Here is a 20,014-nt window from a genome sequence, read left to right as displayed (position 1 = left end):
TGGAGATGTTTGCCGTGGAAGTCTACGCGGCCGTTCGGCAGTTCGTGTTCATCGAGGGCAACTCTCGGCGTGAGTCGGCTCAGGTATTCGGGCTGAGCCGAGAGACGATCGCCAAGATGTGCCGGTTCTCTCTGCCGCCGGGCTACACGCGAACCAAGCCAGTCGAGAAGCCGAAGCTCGGGTCTCTTCTGCCGGTAATCGCGGCGATCCTGGAAACGGACCGAAGCGCGCCGATCAAGCAGCGGCACACGGCCAAACGGATTTTCGAGCGGCTGCGTGACGAGCACGGCTATGCCGGCGACTACATGGTGGTGAAGGACCACGTGCGGATCTGCCGGGCACAGGGGCGGCAGACTTTCGTGCCGCTCGCCCATCCGCCCGGCCATGCCCAGGTCGATTTCGGCGAGGCGGTGGCCACGATCGGCGGCGTGCGCCGAAAGATCCATTTCCTCTGCATGGACCTGCCGCACTCCGACGCCTGCTTTGTGAAGGCGTATCCCCGGGAGACGACTGAAGCCTTCCTCGACGGGCATGTCGTCGCCTTCGCCTTCTTCGCGGGCGTGCCGCTATCGATCTTGTACGACAACACTAAGATCGCGGTGGCCAAGATCTGCGGCGGCGGACAGCGAGAGCGCACCCGCGCCTTCACCGAGCTGGTGAGCCACTACCTGTTCCGGGATCGCTTCGGGCATCCGGGCACGGGCAACGACAAGGGCAAGGTTGAAGGGCTGGTCAAGTTCGCCCGGTCCAACTTCATGACCCCGCCCCGGAGACCGCCTCGTTCGAGGCGCTGAACGCCGATCTGGAGCGCCGCTGCCGGGCGCGGCAGGACGAGCGCGCTGGTCGGCAAGCTGAGAACATCGGCACGCGGCTCCTGGCCGACCGCGTGGTCCTGCGAGCCCTGCCGGAGATGCTGCTGGAGCCATGCGAGAAGTGGGCGGCGCGCGTCTCCTCGACCGCGCTGGTGCGCTACCACGGCAACGACTACTCGGTGCCCCCGGCCTACGGCTTCCGGGACGTGCTGGTGAAGGGCTTCGTCGACGAGGTCGTGATCCTGTGCGGCGGGATCGAGATCGCCCGGCACACGCGCAGCTACGGCACCGGGATGTTCGTCTCCGATCCGCTGCACTACCTGGCCCTGATCGAGACCAAACCGAACGCCCTGGACCAGGCCGCCGCGCCGCAGGGCTAAGATCTGCCCGAGGTTTTCCCGCTTCTGGAGGCGCGCATGGGCAACCGGGGCAAGCGCGAGTTCATCCAGGTGCTGCGCCTGATGGAGGCGATGCCCCAGACCGTGGTGGCCGCAGCCGCCACTTGGCGACCGTCTTCTGGTTGATCCCGTAGCGCTTCGCCAGCGCCCTCAGGCTCGCTTGATGGAGTGGACGGCCCCTGCACCCCGCGCGGGCGCTCGGTAGAGGGCTGTCGCCGTCCACCTCGTCAGGGAGCATCGACTATGAGCGTCGTCACCGTCGGGATCGATCTGACCAAGAACGTCTTCCAAGGGCACGGCGTCGATACCGAGGGCTGCGTCGTGATAAGGAAGAAGCTTCGGCGGTCGGAGGTTCTCCGGTTTTTCGAGTCCCTCCCGCGTTGCCTCGTCGGTATGGAGGCCTGTGCCACGGCCCATCACTGGGCTCGGATGTTGTCCGAGTTTGGCCACGTGGTGCGGCTGATGCCGCCGGCCTACGTGAAGGCCTACGTTCGTCGCCAGAAGAACGACGCAGCCGACGCACAGGCGATCTGTGAAGCTGTTATGCGACCGACCATGCGCTTCGTTCCGATCAAGAGTGCCGAACGGCAAAGCGTGCTCATGCGACATCGGAGTCGAGAACTCCTGGTCCGTCAACGCACTATGCTGATCAACGCCGTGCGCGGCCACTGCGCCGAGTTCGGCCTCATCGCTCCACAAGGTGCCTTGCGCATGGCCGACCTCGTAGAGCAGATCCGCTCGGACGACGAGGCCCGCCTCCCGTCGATCGTAGAGTCCGCAGTGCCGCTGATGGTGGCGCAGGTCGAAGCTCGCATGGCACAGATCAATCGCCTCGGACGGGTGCTGCTGGCCTGGCATCGACAGGACGAGGCGAGCCAGCGACTGGCGGGCATTCCCGGCGTCGGGGTGATCACGGCTACCGCTCTGGCGGCCACCGTCACTGATCCGGCCCAATTCCGCTCAGGCCGCGAGTTTGCCGCCTTCCTCGGCCTCGTACCGCGACAGAACTCCTCGGGCGGTAAGGAGCGATGGGGCCGCATTTCCAAAATGGGAGACCGTTACCTCCGCAAGCTTCTGGTCGTGGGAGCGACATCGGTGATCCGCCGGGCTCGCACGAGCACACGCGGCGCCGCGGTATGGATCCAGTCGCTCTTGGAGCGCCGGCCAGCTCGGGTCGTGACCGTCGCCATGGCCAACCACACAGCGCGCATTGCCTGGGCACTGCTGGCACGTGGCGGCGTCTACCACGAGCCAAGCCACGCTTGATCGAATAGCTGCGGGTCCCTCCGCAGCTCTGGACTGGAAGGGTGCACGAGGGTTGATGGTGATCGGAACACGGCCGCAAGCCAGGCACTCCGCAGCATAGTCCGAGCGTCGTACTGGCTCGCTTGAACGGACCTGGTCAGCGGACTCCATCAGGGCCATCGGCGCCGCGCCGACAGGCCGGAAAGATGACCGCACCCGACCGATCGTCAGATCAGCCCGATATCACCCTTGCAGAGCAGGGGCCGTCCAAAGATGACTCTGCTGTATCGCTCGACGGACTGCCGCTGTCGTCGCGGCGCTCCCGTGAAGAACCTGGCCCATAGCGCATCCTTCCACTCCAACGTGAAGAGTGCACCCTCAAACCCTGGATCAAACAACTAGATCCTCGCGGTGCCTCACATGGCCTTGACCTATGAGCAATCCATGGCGGTGATGCGGGTAACTTACCATGCGCGAAGCAGGTGCCCGCCAGCCAACACGATGACGCCGAGGGTCACGATTGAAATGGCCAAATTCTGCGCCGATCCGGACGGACGGTAGGGACGACGCTGACTGGCGCGAGGCCGGAAGGCCACGACCTTCGGATCCGACAGGTGCTGGGTCAGGCTGTCTGGCAGGTTAGGCTTCGTGCGCCTCACTTCAGATAGCCCTTCGTTTTCAGGTGCGCGTTGGTTTGAGACATCATGTGGCAGACCGCCGCGCTTAGTCTAGGCGGCTTCTAGCCCGCTTGGTTCCGCAGTGGTTCCTGGAGCGACCAGAAACGACAAAGGCCGCGGAGGTGCGGCCTTGCAAGTCAATCAGATGGTTGGGAAAAACTGGAGCGGGCGAAGGGGTTCGAACCCTCGACACCAACCTTGGCAAGGTTGGTGTTTCGGTTGTGATCAGCTGTTGATAATGAGAGAGCCGCTGTGCCGGCATTCGGCTCATCGTCGACGTGCAAGCTTAAGTCGCGGCATCCTGGTCGTGTGAACGTTCGGCCTGCCCACTACTAACTGGACGGCCTCGCGGGACGTTCGTCTAGGGTCAATGCCGCTTTGTGCGTCACGACAGTAGCCCTTCACTCGCCAAGCGCGTGCAAGCTGCAGCCACACCCGCTGTCGAGATCGAGCTATGTGAGACGTCAGTGTGAGCCGCGCCAGCAATTTCCGCTACGTGGTTAAGTTTGCTGGCGCGCCCTACGGGAATCGAACCCGTGTTTTCGCCGTGAAAGGGCGACGTCCTGGACCGCTAGACGAAGGGCGCACTGGCTGGGCCGAGGTTCTATAGTCGGACCGGAGACGCCCGGCAACCGTTCATGCGCGGCACTGGTGCCACAGGGCTCAGGTTTGACCGCGCGCCGGCTTGGGGCGATGGAGGGCCATGCCTCAACATTCCCCTCGCATGACCCTCGTCCTCGGCGGGGCGCGGTCCGGCAAAAGCGCCTACGCGGAGGGGGTGATCGAAGCCTGCCCCGGCCCGTGGCTCTATCTCGCCACCGCGCAGGCCTTCGACGACGAGATGGTCGCGCGCATCGCCCAGCACCGCGCGCGGCGCGGCGGCGCCTGGCGCACCCGCGACGTGCCGCTCGCCCTGCCGGAGGCGGTCGCCGCGGCCGATGGACCGGTCCTGGTCGACTGCCTCACGCTCTGGCTCACCAACCTGATCCTGACGGAGGCCGACGTGGCGGAGGCGACGGCGCGGCTCCGCGCCGCCTGCGCCACCGTCCCGGGCCCGCTCGTGCTGGTCGGCAACGAGGTCGGGCTCGGGATCGTCCCCGACAACGCCCTCGCCCGGCGCTTCCGCGACGCCGCCGGCCGCCTCCACCAGCAGCTCGCCGCGCAGGCCGACCGGGTCGTGCTCACCGTGGCCGGCCTGCCGCTGGTCGTGAAGCCGCAGGCCCCTCAGACGCAAGCCCCCGCGAAAGGAGCCCCCGCATGAGCGACGACGCCGCGCGCCACCGCGAGAAGATGGAGAAGCGCAAGGCCGTCCAGGACGCCGAGGTGGCCGCCAAGACCCTCGAGAAGGGTCTCCTCCTCGTCCATACCGGCCCCGGCAAGGGCAAGAGCACGGCGGCTCTGGGGCTGATGCTGCGGGCGCTCGGCCGCGGCTGGCGGGTCGGCATGGTGCAGTTCATCAAGGGCGGCTGGGACACCGGCGAGCGCCACGCCGTGGCGGCCTTCGGCGACCGGGTCGTGTGGCACACCCTGGGCGAGGGGTTCACCTGGGAGACGCAGGACAAGGCCCGGGACATCGCCGCCTGCCGCCACGCCTGGGAGGTCGCCGCGGGCCTGATGGCCGACCCCACGATCCGCCTGCTCGTCCTCGACGAACTGAACATCGCGCTGCGCTACGAGTACCTCGACCTCGATGCCGTCGTCTCCGCCCTTCGCGCGCGCCGGCCGGACCTGCACGTCGTGGTCACCGGCCGCAACGCCAAGCCGGCCCTGATCGAGGCCGCCGACCTCGTCACCGAGATGGGCAGCGTGAAGCACCACTTCGCCGCCGGCGTGAAGGCGCAGGAAGGGATCGAGTTCTGAGCCCGAAGCGGACAAAGGCCCTGATGATCCAGGGCACCGGCTCCGACGTCGGCAAGTCGCTGATCGTGGCGGGGCTGGCGCGCGCCTTCACGGAGCGGGGCCTGAGGGTCCGGCCGTTCAAGCCGCAGAACATGTCGAACAACGCCGCCGTCACCGCGGACGGCGGCGAGATCGGCCGGGCGCAGGCGCTCCAGGCCCGGGCCGCCCGGGTGGCGCCCTCCGTGCACATGAACCCGGTCCTGCTGAAGCCGCAGAGCGAGGTCGGCGCCCAGGTGGTGGTGCAGGGAAGGATGGTCGCCACCGTGAAGGCGCGCGACTACCAGGCCTGGAAACCCCGGCTGATGTCCGCCGTGCTGGACAGTTTCGCGCAGCTCTCCGCGGAGGCCGATCTGGTGCTGGTGGAGGGCGCGGGCTCGGCCTCCGAGGTCAACCTGCGCGCGGGCGACATCGCCAATATGGGCTTCGCCCGGGCCACCGACACGCCGGTGGTGCTGGTCGGCGACATCGACCGGGGCGGGGTGATCGCGAGCCTCGTCGGCACGAAGGCGGTGATCGACCCGGAGGATGCCGCCCTGATCGCCGGCTTCCTCGTCAACCGGTTCCGCGGCGACCCGAGCCTGTTCGCCGACGGGATGCGGCTGATCGCCGAGCGCACCGGCTGGGCGGCGCTCGGCCTCGTGCCGCACTTCCCCGGCGCCGCGCGCCTGCCGGCCGAGGACGTGCTGGGGCTCGCCGGCTCGGAGGCGCGCGGGACGGGAGCCGTCACGGTGGCGGTGCCGGTGCTGCCGCGCATCGCCAATTTCGACGATCTCGACCCGTTGCGGGCGGAGCCCGGAATCTCCGTGGTCCTGGTCCGGCCAGGCACGCCGATTCCCTCCGAGGCCGCCCTCGTGCTGCTGCCGGGCTCCAAGACCACGATCGACGACTTGGAGCAGTTCCGCGCCGAGGGCTGGGACATCGACCTGCGCGCCCATGTCCGCCGGGGCGGGCGGGTGCTCGGCCTGTGCGGCGGCTACCAGATGCTGGGCAACAGCCTCGCCGACCCCCACGGGATCGAGGGCGCCCCCCGGACGGTGCCGGGCCTCGGGCTCCTCGCCGTCGACACCGTCATGACCCCCGAGAAGCGGCTCGCGGCGGTCACCGGCGCGAGCCTGCCGGACGGCGTTCCGTTCTCCGGCTACGAGATGCATATCGGCGCGACGGAGGGCCCCGACGCCGCCCGGCCGCTCCTGCGGCTCGCCGACGGGCGCCTGGACGGGGCGGTCTCGGCGGACGGGCGCGTGGCCGGGACCTACGTGCACGGCCTGTTCGCCCACGATGCCCAGCGGGCGGCGTGGCTGGCGCGCCTCGGGACGGTCTCGGAAGGCGCGGGCTACGAGGCCGGCGTCGAGGCGGCCCTCGACGGTCTCGCGCGACACATCGCGGCCCATGTCGACTGCGACCGCCTCCTGGCGCTTGCCCGGTAGGCCGCGACCGCACCAGGACTGACTCCGCGGAAGGCCGGTCCTCGCCACGAACGGCCGCGCGTGCCCGGAGGAACGCCCCATGCCGCCCACGCAATCCCCAGTCGGGGAAGATCTCGCCCCCGTCGAGGCGGATCTCGCCGCGAGCACCGTCCGCACCGTGACCCTGCGGCTGATGCCGCTCCTCGGCCTGCTCTACCTGATCGCCTATATCGACCGGCAGAACGTCTCCTACGCCAAGCTGGAGATGGTCGGCAGCCTCGGCCTCTCCGAGACCGCCTACGGGCTCGGGGCCTCGCTGTTCTTCCTCGGCTACTTCCTGTTCGAGGTGCCCGCCAACGTCTTCCTGGAGCGGGTCGGCGCGCGGGTCTGGTTCGCCCGGATCATGATCACCTGGGGGATCGTCACGGTGCTCCTCGGCTTCACCCAGGGCACGGCGATGTTCTACGCGCTGCGCTTCCTGCTCGGGGTCGCGGAGGCCGGCTTCTTCCCCGGCGTGCTGTTCGCCCTGACCCTGTGGTTCCCGCAAGGACACCGGGCGCGGATGATCGGCTGGTTCATGATCGCGAGCGCGGTGGCCAACGCGGTCGGCGCGGCGGTCGGCGGCGCGCTGCTCGGCCTCGACGGGGCGCTCGGCCTCCAGGGCTGGCAATGGGTGTTCCTGGCCACCGGCGTGCCGGCGATCCTGATGGCCGCGGTGGTGCTGGTCGTCCTGCCGGATGGCCCCGAGACCGCGCCCTGGCTGTCGCAGGCCCAGCGCGACTGGCTCGCCCGGACGCTGCGGGCCGAGCGCGAGGATGGCGGCCATGTCGACCACGGCAACCCGTTCGCCGCGCTCCTCGACCGGCGGGTGCTGATGCTGGCCGGCGTCTACGTCTCCCTGCCGCTCGCCGCCTACGGCCTCGGCTACTGGCTCCCCACCGTGGTGAAGGGATTCGGCGTCTCGAACCTCACCAACGGCTTCCTCAACATCATCCCCTGGATGGTCACGGCCTTCGCGCTCTGGTGGGTGCCGCGCCACGCCGCCCGCACGGGGGCGCAGGGCAACGCCCTGACCTGGCACGTGGTCGGGCCGGCGCTGGTCGGGGCGGCGGGCCTGGCGCTCTCCGTCGTCCTGCCGGGCAACGCCGTGAAGTTCGCCTGCCTGTGCGTGGCCGCGGCCGGGACCTTCGCGGCCCAGCCGGTCTTCTGGTCGATGCCCGGGACCTTCCTGCGCGGCGCCTCGGCGGCGGCCGGGATCGCGGCGATCAACTCGGTGGGCAATCTCGGCGGCTTCGTCGCCCAGAACGCCGTGCCGTTCATCCGCGACCAGACCCAGAGCGACCTCGTCCCGATGCTGTTCCTGGCCGCCTGCCTGGCCCTGGGCGCCGGGCTGATGTTCGTGGTGCTCTCCGCCCTGCGCCGGGACGCGGCCCGGCGCGCCGGGCCAGCGGCGGTGCGGGCGGCCTGAACACGGGCCGGACTCGTGCGTTATCCTTCCTCAAGCCGGCGTGACCGGCAGGATGATGCAGACCCGCAAGCCCGCGGGCCATCGTCGAGGAGGGCACCGCGATGAGTCAGGGATTTCCGCTCATGATCCTCGCCTTCGGGACGCTCGGCGGCATCTGGTTCCTGGCCGCAGCGGCCCGGAAGCAGGTCGCCGACCTGAAGGGCAATCCCGAGCGTTCCAGCGTGATCCAGCACCACGGCGGCGCCCCGCGCCCGAACATGCCGGGCACCGAGCACTGAGGCGCCGTCAGCCGGCGGCGATCCGCCGGCAATGGTCGAGGGCGGCGCCGATCAGGTTGTCGCTGGCCTCGGGCGTCCGGAACGCCGAATGCGCCGAGAGGGTGACGTTGGGCAGGGACGCCAGCGGGTGGTCCGCCGGAAGGGGCTCGACGGTGAACACGTCGAGCCCGGCCCGCGCCACGTGGCCGGTGCGCAGGGCCGCGACCAGGGCGTCCTCGTCGAGCACCGCCCCCCGGGCGGTGTTGATCAGCATCGCGCCGGGCTTCATGGCGGCGATCCGCGCGGCCGACAGGAAGCTGCGGGTCGAGTCGGTCAGGAGCAGGTGGAGCGAGACCACGTCGCTCTCGGCGAGCAGCGGCTCGAGCGGGACGAAGTCGACGCCGGGATGGGCCTTCGGGGTCCGGTTCCAGGCGAGCACCCGCATGCCCGCGCCGCGGCACAGCCGCGCCATCTCGGCCGCGATCCCGCCGAACCCGACGAGGCCGACGGTCTTGCCGGTGAGCTGGATCCCCTCGGTGCGCAGCCAGGATCCGGCGCGCATCGCCCGGTCCATCTCGGGCAGGCCGCGGGCGGCGGCCCACATCAGCGCGAAGGCGCATTCGGCCACCGCCGTGTCGCCGTAGCCCTTGATGGTGTGGACCGTGATGCCGCACGCGGCCGCGAGGGCCTCCGGGTCCATGTAGCTGCGGGCGCCGGTGCCGAGGAACACCACGTGCTTCAGGCCACCGCAGGCCCGGGCCACGTCGCCGGGGAGGGAGGTGTGGTCGATCACCGCGATCTCCGCCCCGGCCAGGATGCCGGGCAGGTCCGCCGGGGTGATGCCGGGATCGGCGTGGATCGCGAAGGGCGGATCGTCCGGCCGCAGCAGCCGCCGGGCCACCGCCGCCAGGGTCTCGTTGGCATCCACGAACACCGCGCGCATCGGGGTCTCCCTGTCCGATCCCGTCACGATGCGCCGGGCGCGCGGGCCGTGCCAAGGCCCGAGCGGCCGCTTGCGAGCGGGTCAGCCCGCCAGCGCCAGGGACACGGCGAGCAGCCCCAGCACGAGCCCACCCTGAAGCCAGCAGGCGGTCCGGTAGAGCGCCAGCGCCCGGGCGATGTCGTCGGCGGTCGCCTCCGCGCGGCCGTCGCCCATATGGGCGTCCGGGACGAGGGTGCCGTCATAGACCCGCGGTCCCGCGAGTCGCAGGCCGAGTGCCCCGGCCATGGCGGATTCGGGCCAGCCGGCATTGGGCGAGCGGTGGCGGCGCGCGTCCCGGGCCATCGCCTGGAAGGCCCCGCCCGCGTCGGCGCCGCGCAGGGCGGCCGCCAAGGCAAGCAGCAGGCCCGCGAGCCGCGAGGCCGGCAAGTTCACCCCGTCGTCGAGCCGGGCCGCCGCCCAGCCGAACGCTTCGTAGCGCGGGGTCCGGTGGCCGATCATGCTGTCGGCGGTGTTGATCGCCTTGTAGAGCGCACCGCCCGGCAGGCCGAGGCAGCCGATCCAGAAGGCCGGCGCCACGATCCCGTCGGAGAAGTTTTCCGCAAGGCTCTCGATCGCGGCGCGGCAGACCGCCGGTTCGTCGAGGCGCTCGGGGTCGCGCCCGACGATCATCGCCACCGCCCGGCGCCCGGCCTGCAGGCCGCCGGTGCGCAGGGCCGTCTCCACGGCGGCGACGTGCTGGTGGAGGCTGCGCTGCGCCGGCAGGCTCGCGCAGATCAGGCCGAGGAGGAGCAGGGCGGGGAGGGGGCCGGTCAAGCCGGCGAGCCCGGTCAGCGCCCAGGCCACCGCGCCCACACCGGCGAGCAGCAGCGCCAGCGCGCCGCAGCCGGCGATCCGCCGCCGGCGGTCCGAGCCGCGGTTGAGCCCGCGCTCCAGGGCGGCGATCAGCCGGCCGATCCAGGTGACAGGGTGGCCGACGGCCCTGTAGAGCGCGTCCGGATAGCCGGCCGCCGCCTCGATCCCGAGGGCGAGGATGAGGACGGCGAGCGTGTCGGCAAACGTACCGGGCAGATGGACCATTCGGTGTGGAGCGTTCCCGCGGGTGAGGTCGCCCCGATCGCCCATGGCGGCGATCTCGGCGGACTCCGACAAGCCTTTCCCGACGCGCCGGAGCCCTGGCTCGACCTCTCGACGGGGATCAACCCGGTCCCGTACCCCGTGCCGCCGGTGGAGGCCAGCGCCTGGACCCGGCTGCCCGAGGCGGCCGAGGTTCACGCCCTCCGGGCGGCCGCCGCCGCGGCCTACGGGGCACCGGATGCCGATCACGTCGTGCCCGCGCCCGGCACCCAGATCCTGATCGAGACCCTGCCCCGGCTCCTGGCGCCGACCCGGGTGGCGGTCGTCGGCCCCACCTATGCCGAGCACGCCGCCGCCTGGGCGCGGGCCGGGCACGCGGTCGCGGCGGTTTCGAGTCTCGATGCCCTCGGCGACGCCCGGGTCGCGGTGGTCGTCGATCCCAACAACCCCGACGGGCGGACCCATCCCCTCGCCGAGCGCCGCGCCCGCGCCGCGGCGCTCGCCGCCCGCGGCGGCCTGCTGGTCGCCGACGAGGCCTTCGCGGACCTGGAGCCGGTGGAGAGCCTGTGCCCGCACGTCACCGCACCGGACTTGGCGCCGGGCCTCGTGGTGCTGCGCTCCTTCGGCAAGACCTACGGGCTCGCCGGCCTGCGCCTCGGCTTCGCGGTCGCCGAGCCCGGGACGGCGGCCCGGATCGCCGCCTCGCTGGGTCCCTGGGCGGTGTCGGGACCGGCCCTGGCGATCGGGGGCGCCGCCCTGGCGGATACGGAGTGGCGCGCGCAGGCCGCCCGGGCGCGGGCGGCGGATGCGGGCCGCCTCGACCGGCTGATCGTCCGGGGCGGCGGCCGGGTCGTCGGCGGCACCGTCCTGTTCCGGACCGCGGATTTCCCGGACGGGCCGGACCTCTACCGGCGCCTCGCCGCGGCCGGGATCGCGGTGCGGCGCTTCGCGGAGCGCCCGGAGCGCCTGCGCTTCGGGCTGCCGTCCGGGACGGCGGCGTGGTGCCGCCTCTCGCGGGTGCTCAGGTAGACCGTACCCCGGGCGGATGCGGGTCGCGGGCGGCCACGAGCACCGCCAGCGCCGAGAACGCCAGCCCCACCGCGCAGACCCCCGGCCAGCCGACCAGCAGGAAGGCCTGCGAGCCGGCATAGGCGCCGAGCGCCCCGAACACGAACAGGGTCGTGAACAGCACGGTGTTGATGCGGCCCCGCGCGCCCGGGACCAGGGCATAGGCGCGGGTCTGGTTGGCAATCAGCGCCCCGTTCATGCCGATATCGATGAGCAGCACCCCGAGGGCCACCGCGACGAGCGACCACGCGCCCCCCGCCCAGAGCACCCCGAAGGACAGGGCGACCAGCAGGCTGCCGCCGAGCACCACGGGTTTCGCCCCCCGCCGGTCGGTGAAGCGACCCGAGAGGGGCGCCACGAAGGCGCCGCAGACGCCGATCACGCCGAACAGCCCCGCCCCGGCGGCGGAGAGCCCGAAGGGCGGCCCCTCCACCAGCAGCGCCAGGGTCGCCCAGAAGGCGTTGAAGGCGGCGAACAGCAGCGCCTGCGACAGGCTCGCCGTGCGAAGGACCGGCTGCGTGCGGGCGAGGTGGAGGATCGACAGCATCAGGGCGCGGTAGCGCAGCGGGTGCGTCTGCGGCGTGTGGGGGAGGGTGACCCGCGCGATGCCCGCCATGGCGAGGGCCAGGACGGCAGCGACGAGGAAGACCGGCCGCCAGCCGAGATGCGCGCCCAGGAACCCGCTCGCCGTGCGGGCGAGCAGGATGCCGGTGAGCAGCCCAGTCATGACCTGTCCGACGATCCGCCCGCGGCGCGCGTCGGGGGCGAGTTCGGCCGCGAACGGCACCGCCTGCTGGGCCGCGCAGGACAGCACGCCGACCACCAGATGGGCCAGGGCGAGGGTCGCGAGGTTCGGGGCGAGGCCGACGGCGAGCAGCGCCAGGGCGAGGCCGAGGCATTGGCCCACGATCAGGGTGCGGCGCGGCAGGGCGTCGCCCAGGGGAACGAGGCCGACGATGCCGAGCCCGTAGCCGACCAGCGCCGTGGTCGGCACCCACAGGGCGGCCCGGTCTCCGAACTCGGCCACGATCAGGCCGAGCAGCGGCTGGTTGTAGTAGATGTTGGCGACCGCCCCGCCGGCGATCAGCGTCAGGCCGAGCCGGGCCTTCGCGTCGAGCGTCGTGGTCACGGCTGGGTCGAGGGCAGGCAGGCACGCCGCCGCGGAAGGGCCATGGTCGGGTCCGTGTGCGGGAGGAGATCCGGGCCGCGAGCGATACGGGCAGGGCGCGCCGCGGCGCAAGCTGCGGCGATGCATCCCTGCCGGCACGCGCCGGCACCCTTCACCGGCGCCGCCGCCGCACCATATGCCCTCGATGTGACCGGCCCGGTCCGTGCACGCCGATCCGCGCACGCGCGGACGCCGCAGGCACGGGTTCGGGCATCGAGCCGATCCAGGTTCTCGAACCGGATTACGAACGAGAGGGCGGTTCCGTTCCGCGCATCCCGCGCCGGGACCGCCGCATCAGGGAGTACGGGATGCCGAACTACCGCATCGACTTCGTCAAGGAGATCCTTGGGGTGCCGTTCACGATCGGCTCCGTGGCGATCACGCGCGCCCGCGGCCCCGAGCGCGCCCGCCGTGCGGCCGAACTCCGGTTCGCCCGTCAGCACGGCATCGGCGACTGGCGGGAACGGGCCGACCTCGCCACCGTGGCCGAGCAGCTTTGACACAGCCGAGCCTCGGCCCGTCACACCACCTTCGCGGTGTTCCTGCAGGCTGAGCGCAGGCCATCCGCGCGCGGCCAAGCTCTGGTCGCGGCGGCCGCGGCGCCTTAGAGTGGCGGGCGGATCGGGACGCGAAGCGGGCCTCCTCGGGAGGACCGGCGGCTCCCGGATCCTCCGGTTCCGCACGCGCCCGCTCGACGAGCCGGCGTCGCGGGGCCGGCAGCGTCTCGAATCCGGGTCGACGGGGGTCTTGCGAGGGTCATGGCGGCGATCTCCTTCTTCGGCGACCTGCTCCAGACCATCAGCGAGCGCGGCCGCGACCTGATCGGGATCGGGCGCGGCGACCTGGGGTCCCGGGCGAGCGCCGGCGACCTCGTCAAGCTGTGCGAGGACCTGATCTCCCGGCGGGGCGAGGCCTCCGGCGTGGCGCTGGCCCGCCTGATCCTCGACCGCTACGCGAGCTTCGGGCAGGCGGAGCGCCACGCCTTCCTGCGGGCCATCGCCCTCGACTTCGATGCGGACCACGCCGCCGTCGACGCGGCGATCGCCGCCTACCGCGCCGCCCCGTCCCGCGCCCGCCTCGGCGACCTGCACGAGGCCGCCGAGCCGCGCAGCCAGGAACTGATCCGCCGCCTCAACCTCGCCCGCGGCGGCACGCTGAGCCTCGTGCGGATGCGCGAGGACCTGTTCGACCTGCGCCGGACGCTGCGTGCCGGCGAGGAGGCCGGCCCCGCCCTGCTGGATGCCGTCGACAGCCTCGATTCCGACTTCGAGCACCTGTTCGCTTCGTGGTTCAACCGCGGCTTCCTGGTGCTGCGCCACATCGACTGGACCACGCCGGCGCATATTCTGGAGAAGATCATCCGCTACGAGGCGGTGCATGCCATCGCGGACTGGGACGACCTGCGCGCCCGGATCGAGCCGCCGGACCGGCGCTGCTTCGCGTTCTTCCACCCGGCGCTGGCCGACGAGCCCCTGATCTTCGTGGAGGTGGCGCTCACCGACCAGATCGCCCCGGCGATCGCCCCGATCCTGTCACAGGCGCGCAAGCCCCTGCAGCCGCAGGCGGCCAACACGGCGGTGTTCTACTCGATCTCGAATTGCCAGAAGGGGCTCGCCGGCGTCACCTTCGGCAACTTCCTGATCAAGCAGGTGGTCGAGGATCTCACCCGCGAGATTCCCACGCTCAAGACCTTCGTGACGCTGTCGCCGGTGCCGGGCTTCGCCACGTGGCTCGCCCGGGAGCGTCGGGCCGACAGCCCGCAGGGGCTGCTGCCCGAGGATGTCGAGACCCTGCGGGCGCTGGACGATCCGGACTGGGCCGCCGACAAGGCCCGAGCCGAGACGGTGCGCAAGGCGCTGATCCCGGCCGCGGCGGCCTATTTCCTGCGCGCCAAGAACGAGCGCGGCCGCCCCCTCGACCCGGTGGCCCGGTTCCACCTCGGCAACGGCGCGCGCCTCGACCGGGTCAACTTCCTGGGCGACACTTCGAGGAAGGGGCTCGCCCAGTCGCACGGCCTGATGGTCAACTACCTGTACGACCTCGCCGCCATTGAGCGGAACCACGAGACCTACGCCAATCTCGGCACCGTGGTCGCCGCCCCGGCGGTGACCCGGGAGCTGCGCGCCAAGCTGCCGCCGCCGCGGGCCGTGGTCCTCGCCGAGGCGTAGGATTCAAACGCCGGACCCGCTCCCCGTCTGCGCGGGCGGGGCGAAGCAACCCGGCGCGGCACGACTTCGGGCGGGCGCGGGGCGCCACGGGATCGACGGGCTGCGCGCACGGACGGGTATCGGACTTGTTACGGCTGGATCATGGAACGCCTGCGGTCAACCGGGTGGCGAAGGCCAGGGTGATGCGCCGGGCCACGGCCTGCGCGGCCTCGCCCTCCAGGGGCACCCGGCCGTCGAGGATCAGCGCGGCGAGACCGTGCACCAGCGACCACGCGGCGAGCGTCAGGTCCTCGGCGGGCATCGCCGGACCCGCGAGGGCGCCCGCCCGCCGCTCCAGGATCCCGTAGGCCCGCGCCTTGTCCGATGTCCGGCAGGCCCCCGTGAACATGAGCCGGAACAGGGCCGGGTGCCGGCAGGCGAAGGCCACGTAGGCCGCCCCCTGCGCGGCCAGGGCCTGCGCCCCAGCCGCCGATCCGTCGGCCGCTTCCAGGCCTGCGGCGAGATCCTCGAAACCCCGGGCGGCGACGGCCTGGAGGAGGTCCTCCTTGCTGGCGAAGTGGCGGTAGGGCGCCATCGCGGAGACCCCGCAGGTCCGGGCCGCCGCGCGCAGCGACAGCGCCGCCTCGCCGCCGGTCTCCAGCAGGTCCAGGGCGGCCGAGACCAGCGCGGCGCGCAGGTCGCCATGGTGATAGGTCCTGCCCGAAGGAGATGTTGACACTGTACGCAGACCGCCGCATGTTTACGGCGCATACAATCCCAGGAGGCCACACCATGCAAGGCGCCCCCGTCCGCCGGTCCGTGGATCTCTCCGCCTATCCCGACCTCGTCGTCGTGTATCTCGGCTTCCGGGTCACCCGCTGGCGCGGCCTGCTGGCGCTGATGGGCCTCGGCCGCGGCATCGCCGCCTCCGTGCGCGCGCGGCCGGACGGGCTGCTGGCCCACGAAAACCTGTTCTTCGGGCTGACCCATGTCGGCATGCGCCAGTACTGGCGCGATCTGGAGAGCCTGGAAGGCTTCACCCGCTCGGAGCCGCACCGCACGTGGTGGCGCGACTTCGGCCGGGACGCCAGGGGCTCCGGGTTCTGGCACGAGGCCTACGGGCGGCGCGGCATGGAGGCGATCTATGTCGGCATGCCGGCGCCCACCGGGCTCGGGCTGTTCGCCCCCGCGCGCACCCCGGACGGCGCCTTCCTGTCGTCGCGGCAGCGGCTGGCCGGCTGAAAGGGCTCGCCGAGAGGGCCTTCAGGCGGCTATGGGTGCGCGAGACACGCAGCCCGTGATAGCTCAGCCTCACGATGACGAACCACCTCTTCTCCCTGGTGCGGGACGGCGTCCCCGATCCCGCCAAGACCGTGATCGAGACCCCGGAGGGGCGCCGCACCACCTACGCGGACCTGATCGCCCGCTCCGGCGCTTACGCGGCGGCCCTGCGGGCGGCGGGCGTCGCGCCCGGCGACCGGGTGGCCGTGCAGGTCGAGAAGAGCCCGGAGGTGATCGTCCTGTATCTCGGCGCGGTCCGGGCCGGCGCCGTGTTCCTGCCGCTCAACACCGCCTACACGCCGGCGGAGATCGGCTACTTCCTCGGAGACGCCGAGCCCACCGTGTTCGTCTGCGACCCGGCCCGGCGCGACGCCCTGGCCGAGGCCGCCGCGCGCGTCCGCGCGGTCTGGACCCTCGGCGCCGCGGGCCGCGGCACCGCCGCGGAGGCGGCGGACCAGCAGAGCGGCGACTTCGCCGACGTGCCCCGGGGTCCGGACGATCTCGCGGCGATCCTCTACACATCCGGCACGACCGGGCGCTCCAAGGGCGCCATGCTGACTCACGACAACCTCGCGTCGAACGCCCGGACGCTGGTGGAGGCCTGGCGCTTCACCGCCGACGACGTGCTGATCCACGCCCTGCCGGTGTTCCACACCCACGGCCTGTTCGTGGCGACCAACACGGTGCTGGCGAGCGGCGGCACGATGCTGTTCCTGCCCCGGCTCGACCCCAAGCTGATCCTGAGCCTGATGCCCCGGGCGACCGTCATGATGGGCGTGCCGACCTTCTACACCCGCCTCCTGAAGGAGCCGGGCCTCACCCCCGAGGTCGCCAAGGACATGCGCCTGTTCGTCTCGGGCTCGGCGCCGCTGCTCGCCGAGACGCACCGGGACTGGCAGGCCCGCACCGGCCACGCCATCCTCGAGCGCTACGGCATGACCGAGACCAACATGAGCACCTCGAACCCCTATGCGGGCGACCGGATCGCCGGCACGGTGGGGTTCCCGCTGCCGGGGGTGTCGCTGCGGGTGGTCGATCCGGAGACCGGCGCGGCCCTCGGCCCCGATGCGGTCGGGATGATCGAGGTGAAGGGCGCGAACGTGTTCCAGGGCTACTGGCGCATGCCCGAGAAGACCGCCGCGGAGTTCCGGGCGGACGGGTTCTTCATCACCGGCGACCTCGGCAAGGTCGACGCGCGGGGCTACGTCCACATCGTCGGGCGCGGCAAGGACCTGATCATCTCCGGCGGCTTCAACGTCTACCCGAAGGAGGTCGAGACCGAGATCGACGCGCTGCCGGGGGTCGTCGAATCCGCGGTGATCGGTCTGGCGCACCCGGATTTCGGCGAGGCGGTCACCGCCGTGGTGGTGGGCGGCCCGGGATGCCCGGACGAGGCCGGGGTGCAGGCCGCCCTGGAAGGCCGGCTCGCCCGGTTCAAGTGCCCCAAGCGCGTCCTGTTCGTGGACGAGCTGCCGCGCAACACCATGGGCAAGGTGCAGAAGAACCTGCTCCGGGACGCCCATGCGGGGCTGTACCGCGACTGATTCAGGATTCCGGTCGGTCCAGCGGTAAAAAGGGGTGCCGGACTGGGGATCGGCGCCGCACCGTCCTTGCGAGCGAAGCGAAGCAATCCAGCGCGGCGCCACGATACCAGACGTAGCGCAACCCTGGGTCACTTCGCTCCGCTCGTGATGACGGTTTGGCGTGACTCGCCCGCGCCGGAACCCGGATCAGAGATTGTGCTGTGTCCGCTCGTTCTCCGGCGGCATGTGGCCGTCCGGATCCACGACCTTGCGGGCGGCGGCGTTGAGATTGTCCGGATCGAGGGCGGTCTGGACGAAGTCGCGGCCGATGCTGGTCACCTCCCGGGCGTAGCGCAGGCCCTGGTCGCGGACCTCGTCGGCCCAGGGGCCGATGCTCCGGTCCTCCTGGCGGGTGCGCGGCAGCAGCGCGCCGAGCAGCAGGCCCGCGGCCACGCCCACCACGCCGACGAGGAGCGGGTTGTCGTCCACGAAGCGCTCGACGGCGGTGCGGCCGCGGTTGAGCCCGTCGATACCCTGGGTGGTCAGGTCGTCCAGCGCCCGCATGTTGCGCCGGCGGAGCGTGCCGGCCCGCTCCCGGACCTCGTCGTAGGCGGACGCCGCGCGGTCGCGGGCGTGATCGGCGGCGTCGCCGAGGCGGCTGCCGACATCGTCAGCGAGGTCCGACACCGTCTGCCGTGCCTGTCCGGCAAGGTCGGCGGCGCGGTCGCCGGCCGCCTGGACCCCCTCCTTCACGGTGGCGGAGGCCGCGTCCACGCGCGAGCCCGCGGAGGCGCCACCGCTCGAATGGCCGCCGGCCGAGAGGGGCGCGGCGCCGTGCGGCAGCGGGTCGTGCAGGCCGCGGGGATCGGGCCGAAGGGTAAAGTCCCCCGCCGCCGTGCCGGGGATCCCGCGCGGGTCGCCGAGGCCGGCCGGATCGGGCCGCAGGCTGCTGTCCCGGGCGCCGTGCGGCTCGGGGATGCTTGAGGGGGTGGCGGGGGTACCCGGCTTGTCGGTCATGGCGCTGTCCTCGGATGTCGGTCTCGGCGGCCCGCCTTCGGCGTCGGCCTGCCCGGCCGAACGGCCGGGCGCGTCAGGGTCTCGTCCCGGGGCACGCCCGGCCGTCAGATCTCGGTCGTGTCCAGCGGATCGCGAGCTGGGCGCACCGTCGGGAGGTCGGGGTCGTAGCCGCGCGCCGCCCCGGTGTTCAGGGTGGGCACGCGCTCGGCCGAGACCTCGGTGCGCCGGCGCTGGGCGTCGCGGGCCATCCGGTTGAACAGCAGGCCAACGCCTGCCGCGATCAGCAGAACCGGCACGGGGTTGCGGCGCACCGCGTCCAGGGCGCTGTCGTAGGTGCTGTTCAGGGCCGGCACCTTCCGGGCGTTGCCCAGCATCTCGTCCACGAGATTCGGCACCGAGAGCCGGCCCTGGATGCGGTCGATCGTGTCGTCGAGCCGCGCCCGGCTCTCCTCGATCTCCTTCTCGAGGTCGTTCATCGTACTCATCCGGACACGCGCTCCGAGAGGGCCTGGGCATCCTGGCGGACCTGGCGCGTCGTGCGCGTCGGGGCCAGGGTCGAGAGGGAGAGGACGCTGCGCGCCCACAGGGCCATCCCGAGGGCGATGACCAGCAGCACGCCGCCGACGATCAGGGCCGAAAGCCATTCGGAGCCTACGACCGTGGCGAGCCACTTCACGAAGGCGCCGATCAGGACCAACAGGGCGACCACGGCGAACACGGCCGATCCGACCATGCAGGCGAGGCCGACGATGAGCTGGCGGACGTTGCCGGCCATCTCGGCCCGAAACAGCGCGATCTCCTTGCGGGCGAGTTCGTTCGTCTCGCGCAGGGCATCGCCGATCAGGCTCTGGATGCTGGAGGAGCCCGATTGGCGGGGGTCGGAACCCTGGGCCATGGCGTCAGGCCCGGAAGCTGTCGCGGGCATCGCCGTCCGGCGCCTCCGGCGGCAGGCTCGACGACTTGATGAAGCGGGCGGCGAGCAGGCCGGCCACGAAGGTCCCCACCGCCACCGCCACCGGCGCGCGCCGGGCGAAGGACTCGGCCTCGCTGTAGAAGTCCCCCAGGCTGCGGCGTTCGATCGAGGAGCCGAGCTGCTCAAGCCCGTCGGCGGCGCTGTCGAAGAAGGCGCGCACGTTCGGCTTGTCGCCGAGGTCGCGGCCGGAATTGCGGATCGTCTGGGCCAGATCGTGGACCGAGTGGGCCGCGTCGCTCTTGCGCTGCTCGACATAGGTCTGCGCCTGCAGCCGCGCCGCGTCGAGCAGGCCGCGCCCGCGTTCCGCCGCCACGTCGGCCAGCCCCTCGACGTCGCCCTGCAGGGCGCGCCACTGGGCACGCTCGTCCGCCGCTGCGTGCGGCGCCTGGTGATGCGGATCCGCGAGCGGATCCACGGGTGCGCCCTGCGGTAACTCGTTGCCGGCCATCTCGAAAACACTCCTCGCGGCGGGGGGAACGGTCGCTGGCGGCAACCGCGGCCCCCGCGATGGCTGAGTAACAGATCGGGCTGTCGCGGGTTCCGATCCCGTGTGCACACGGGACGCGCCGCGACGCGCGGCACCGCTCAGTCCGCGTTCAGACAGGATCTGCCAGAACAGCCACGCTTCCACAACGCGCCCCGGGAGTGGGGGGGCGGG

Annotated in this window: 19 protein-coding genes, 1 tRNA gene and 2 pseudogenes; 12 read left to right on the top strand and 10 right to left on the bottom strand. The window is 71.9% G+C overall.

From position 1 onward, the window contains the following. Positions 1-5: 5 nt before the first annotated feature. Positions 6-1,315 (top strand): annotated as a pseudogene (istA, locus tag ACXJKQ_RS23745) (IS21 family transposase); the annotation flags it as partial. Here istA and ACXJKQ_RS23740 read toward each other — a convergent pair. Beyond that, positions 1,269-1,373: pseudogene (locus tag ACXJKQ_RS23740) on the bottom strand (IS481 family transposase); the annotation flags it as partial. The pseudogenes istA and ACXJKQ_RS23740 overlap by 47 nt on opposite strands. A gap of 80 nt (positions 1,374-1,453) precedes the next feature. On the opposite strand from ACXJKQ_RS23740, the gene ACXJKQ_RS23735 reads away from it, so the two are divergent. Continuing rightward, entirely contained in the window at positions 1,454-2,476 is a 1,023-nt protein-coding gene (locus ACXJKQ_RS23735) for an IS110 family RNA-guided transposase (RefSeq protein ID WP_457108155.1), read from the top strand. 1,166 nt (positions 2,477-3,642) lie between these two features. Here ACXJKQ_RS23735 and ACXJKQ_RS23730 read toward each other — a convergent pair. Then, positions 3,643-3,718 (bottom strand) — tRNA-Glu (locus tag ACXJKQ_RS23730). 138 nt (positions 3,719-3,856) lie between these two features. Between ACXJKQ_RS23730 and cobU the strand changes: the two genes are divergently transcribed. The 5 genes from cobU to ACXJKQ_RS23705 all read left to right on the top strand — a co-directional run bounded on the left by cobU (position 3,857) and on the right by ACXJKQ_RS23705 (position 8,183). Then, positions 3,857-4,393: a bifunctional adenosylcobinamide kinase/adenosylcobinamide-phosphate guanylyltransferase gene (cobU, locus tag ACXJKQ_RS23725; RefSeq protein WP_457108154.1), complete on the top strand. Its 537-nt coding sequence runs from the start codon at positions 3,857-3,859 to the stop codon at positions 4,391-4,393. Continuing rightward, positions 4,390-4,992 (top strand): cob(I)yrinic acid a,c-diamide adenosyltransferase, encoded by a 603-nt coding sequence (cobO, locus tag ACXJKQ_RS23720; RefSeq protein WP_457108153.1) that lies wholly within the window; start codon positions 4,390-4,392, stop codon positions 4,990-4,992. The genes cobU and cobO overlap by 4 nt, the downstream gene beginning before the upstream one ends. Before the next feature lie 23 nt (positions 4,993-5,015). After that, positions 5,016-6,458, top strand: a complete 1,443-nt coding sequence (locus ACXJKQ_RS23715; protein ID WP_457108152.1) for a cobyric acid synthase — start codon at positions 5,016-5,018, stop codon at positions 6,456-6,458. A gap of 79 nt (positions 6,459-6,537) precedes the next feature. Then, on the top strand, positions 6,538-7,905 hold the full coding sequence (locus ACXJKQ_RS23710; protein ID WP_457108151.1) for an MFS transporter: 1,368 nt from the start codon (positions 6,538-6,540) through the stop codon (positions 7,903-7,905). Positions 7,906-8,006: 101 nt separating this feature from the next. Then, positions 8,007-8,183, top strand: a complete 177-nt coding sequence (locus tag ACXJKQ_RS23705; protein ID WP_457108150.1) for a hypothetical protein — start codon at positions 8,007-8,009, stop codon at positions 8,181-8,183. Positions 8,184-8,190: 7 nt separating this feature from the next. Here the strand turns inward: ACXJKQ_RS23705 and ACXJKQ_RS23700 are convergent, their stop codons facing one another. Beyond that, positions 8,191-9,105: an NAD(P)-dependent oxidoreductase gene (locus tag ACXJKQ_RS23700; protein WP_457108149.1), complete on the bottom strand. Its 915-nt coding sequence runs from the start codon at positions 9,103-9,105 to the stop codon at positions 8,191-8,193. An 81-nt stretch (positions 9,106-9,186) separates the two neighbouring features. Then, entirely contained in the window at positions 9,187-10,182 is a 996-nt protein-coding gene (cbiB, locus tag ACXJKQ_RS23695) for an adenosylcobinamide-phosphate synthase CbiB (protein ID WP_457108148.1), read from the bottom strand. Here cbiB and cobD point away from each other — a divergent pair. Then, entirely contained in the window at positions 10,174-11,208 is a 1,035-nt protein-coding gene (gene cobD / locus ACXJKQ_RS23690; RefSeq protein WP_457108147.1) for a threonine-phosphate decarboxylase CobD, read from the top strand. The two genes, cbiB and cobD, sit on opposite strands and share 9 nt — an antisense overlap. On the opposite strand, the gene ACXJKQ_RS23685 is transcribed toward cobD, so the two are convergent. Beyond that, complete coding sequence (locus tag ACXJKQ_RS23685) at positions 11,201-12,376, bottom strand: MFS transporter (protein ID WP_457108146.1); 1,176 nt, start codon at positions 12,374-12,376, stop codon at positions 11,201-11,203. The two genes, cobD and ACXJKQ_RS23685, sit on opposite strands and share 8 nt — an antisense overlap. A 347-nt stretch (positions 12,377-12,723) precedes the next feature. On the opposite strand from ACXJKQ_RS23685, the gene ACXJKQ_RS23680 reads away from it, so the two are divergent. Continuing rightward, entirely contained in the window at positions 12,724-12,915 is a 192-nt protein-coding gene (locus ACXJKQ_RS23680) for a hypothetical protein (RefSeq protein ID WP_457108145.1), read from the top strand. A 258-nt stretch (positions 12,916-13,173) separates the two neighbouring features. Further along, a complete protein-coding gene (locus ACXJKQ_RS23675) occupies positions 13,174-14,583 on the top strand; it encodes a malonyl-CoA decarboxylase (protein ID WP_457108144.1) in 1,410 nt (469 codons plus the stop codon). Between the two features lie 139 nt (positions 14,584-14,722). Here ACXJKQ_RS23675 and ACXJKQ_RS23670 read toward each other — a convergent pair whose 3' ends face one another. After that, positions 14,723-15,301, bottom strand: coding sequence for a TetR/AcrR family transcriptional regulator (locus ACXJKQ_RS23670; RefSeq protein WP_457108143.1), 579 nt, complete (start codon positions 15,299-15,301; stop codon positions 14,723-14,725). Between the two features lie 53 nt (positions 15,302-15,354). On the opposite strand from ACXJKQ_RS23670, the gene ACXJKQ_RS23665 reads away from it, so the two are divergent. Then, entirely contained in the window at positions 15,355-15,804 is a 450-nt protein-coding gene (locus ACXJKQ_RS23665) for a monooxygenase family protein (protein ID WP_457108142.1), read from the top strand. A 74-nt stretch (positions 15,805-15,878) separates the two neighbouring features. Then, entirely contained in the window at positions 15,879-17,387 is a 1,509-nt protein-coding gene (locus ACXJKQ_RS23660; protein ID WP_457108141.1) for a malonate--CoA ligase, read from the top strand. Positions 17,388-17,573: 186 nt separating this feature from the next. Here the strand turns inward: ACXJKQ_RS23660 and ACXJKQ_RS23655 are convergent, their stop codons facing one another. From ACXJKQ_RS23655 to ACXJKQ_RS23640, 4 genes are all read right to left on the bottom strand, one after another. After that, the gene (locus tag ACXJKQ_RS23655; protein WP_457108140.1) at positions 17,574-18,383 is read right to left on the bottom strand and encodes a hypothetical protein; all 810 of its coding nucleotides are present in this window, start codon (positions 18,381-18,383) and stop codon (positions 17,574-17,576) included. A gap of 104 nt (positions 18,384-18,487) precedes the next feature. Continuing rightward, entirely contained in the window at positions 18,488-18,859 is a 372-nt protein-coding gene (locus ACXJKQ_RS23650; RefSeq protein WP_457108139.1) for a DUF3618 domain-containing protein, read from the bottom strand. Positions 18,860-18,864: 5 nt separating this feature from the next. Further along, positions 18,865-19,278 (bottom strand): phage holin family protein, encoded by a 414-nt coding sequence (locus ACXJKQ_RS23645; protein WP_457108138.1) that lies wholly within the window; start codon positions 19,276-19,278, stop codon positions 18,865-18,867. A 4-nt stretch (positions 19,279-19,282) separates the two neighbouring features. Then, positions 19,283-19,804, bottom strand: a complete 522-nt coding sequence (locus ACXJKQ_RS23640) for a hypothetical protein (protein WP_457108137.1) — start codon at positions 19,802-19,804, stop codon at positions 19,283-19,285. Between the last annotated feature and the right edge of the window lie 210 nt (positions 19,805-20,014).

Source organism: Methylobacterium sp. P5_C11 (assembly GCF_054049775.1).
This window is presented reverse-complemented; position numbering and strand designations above follow the sequence as displayed.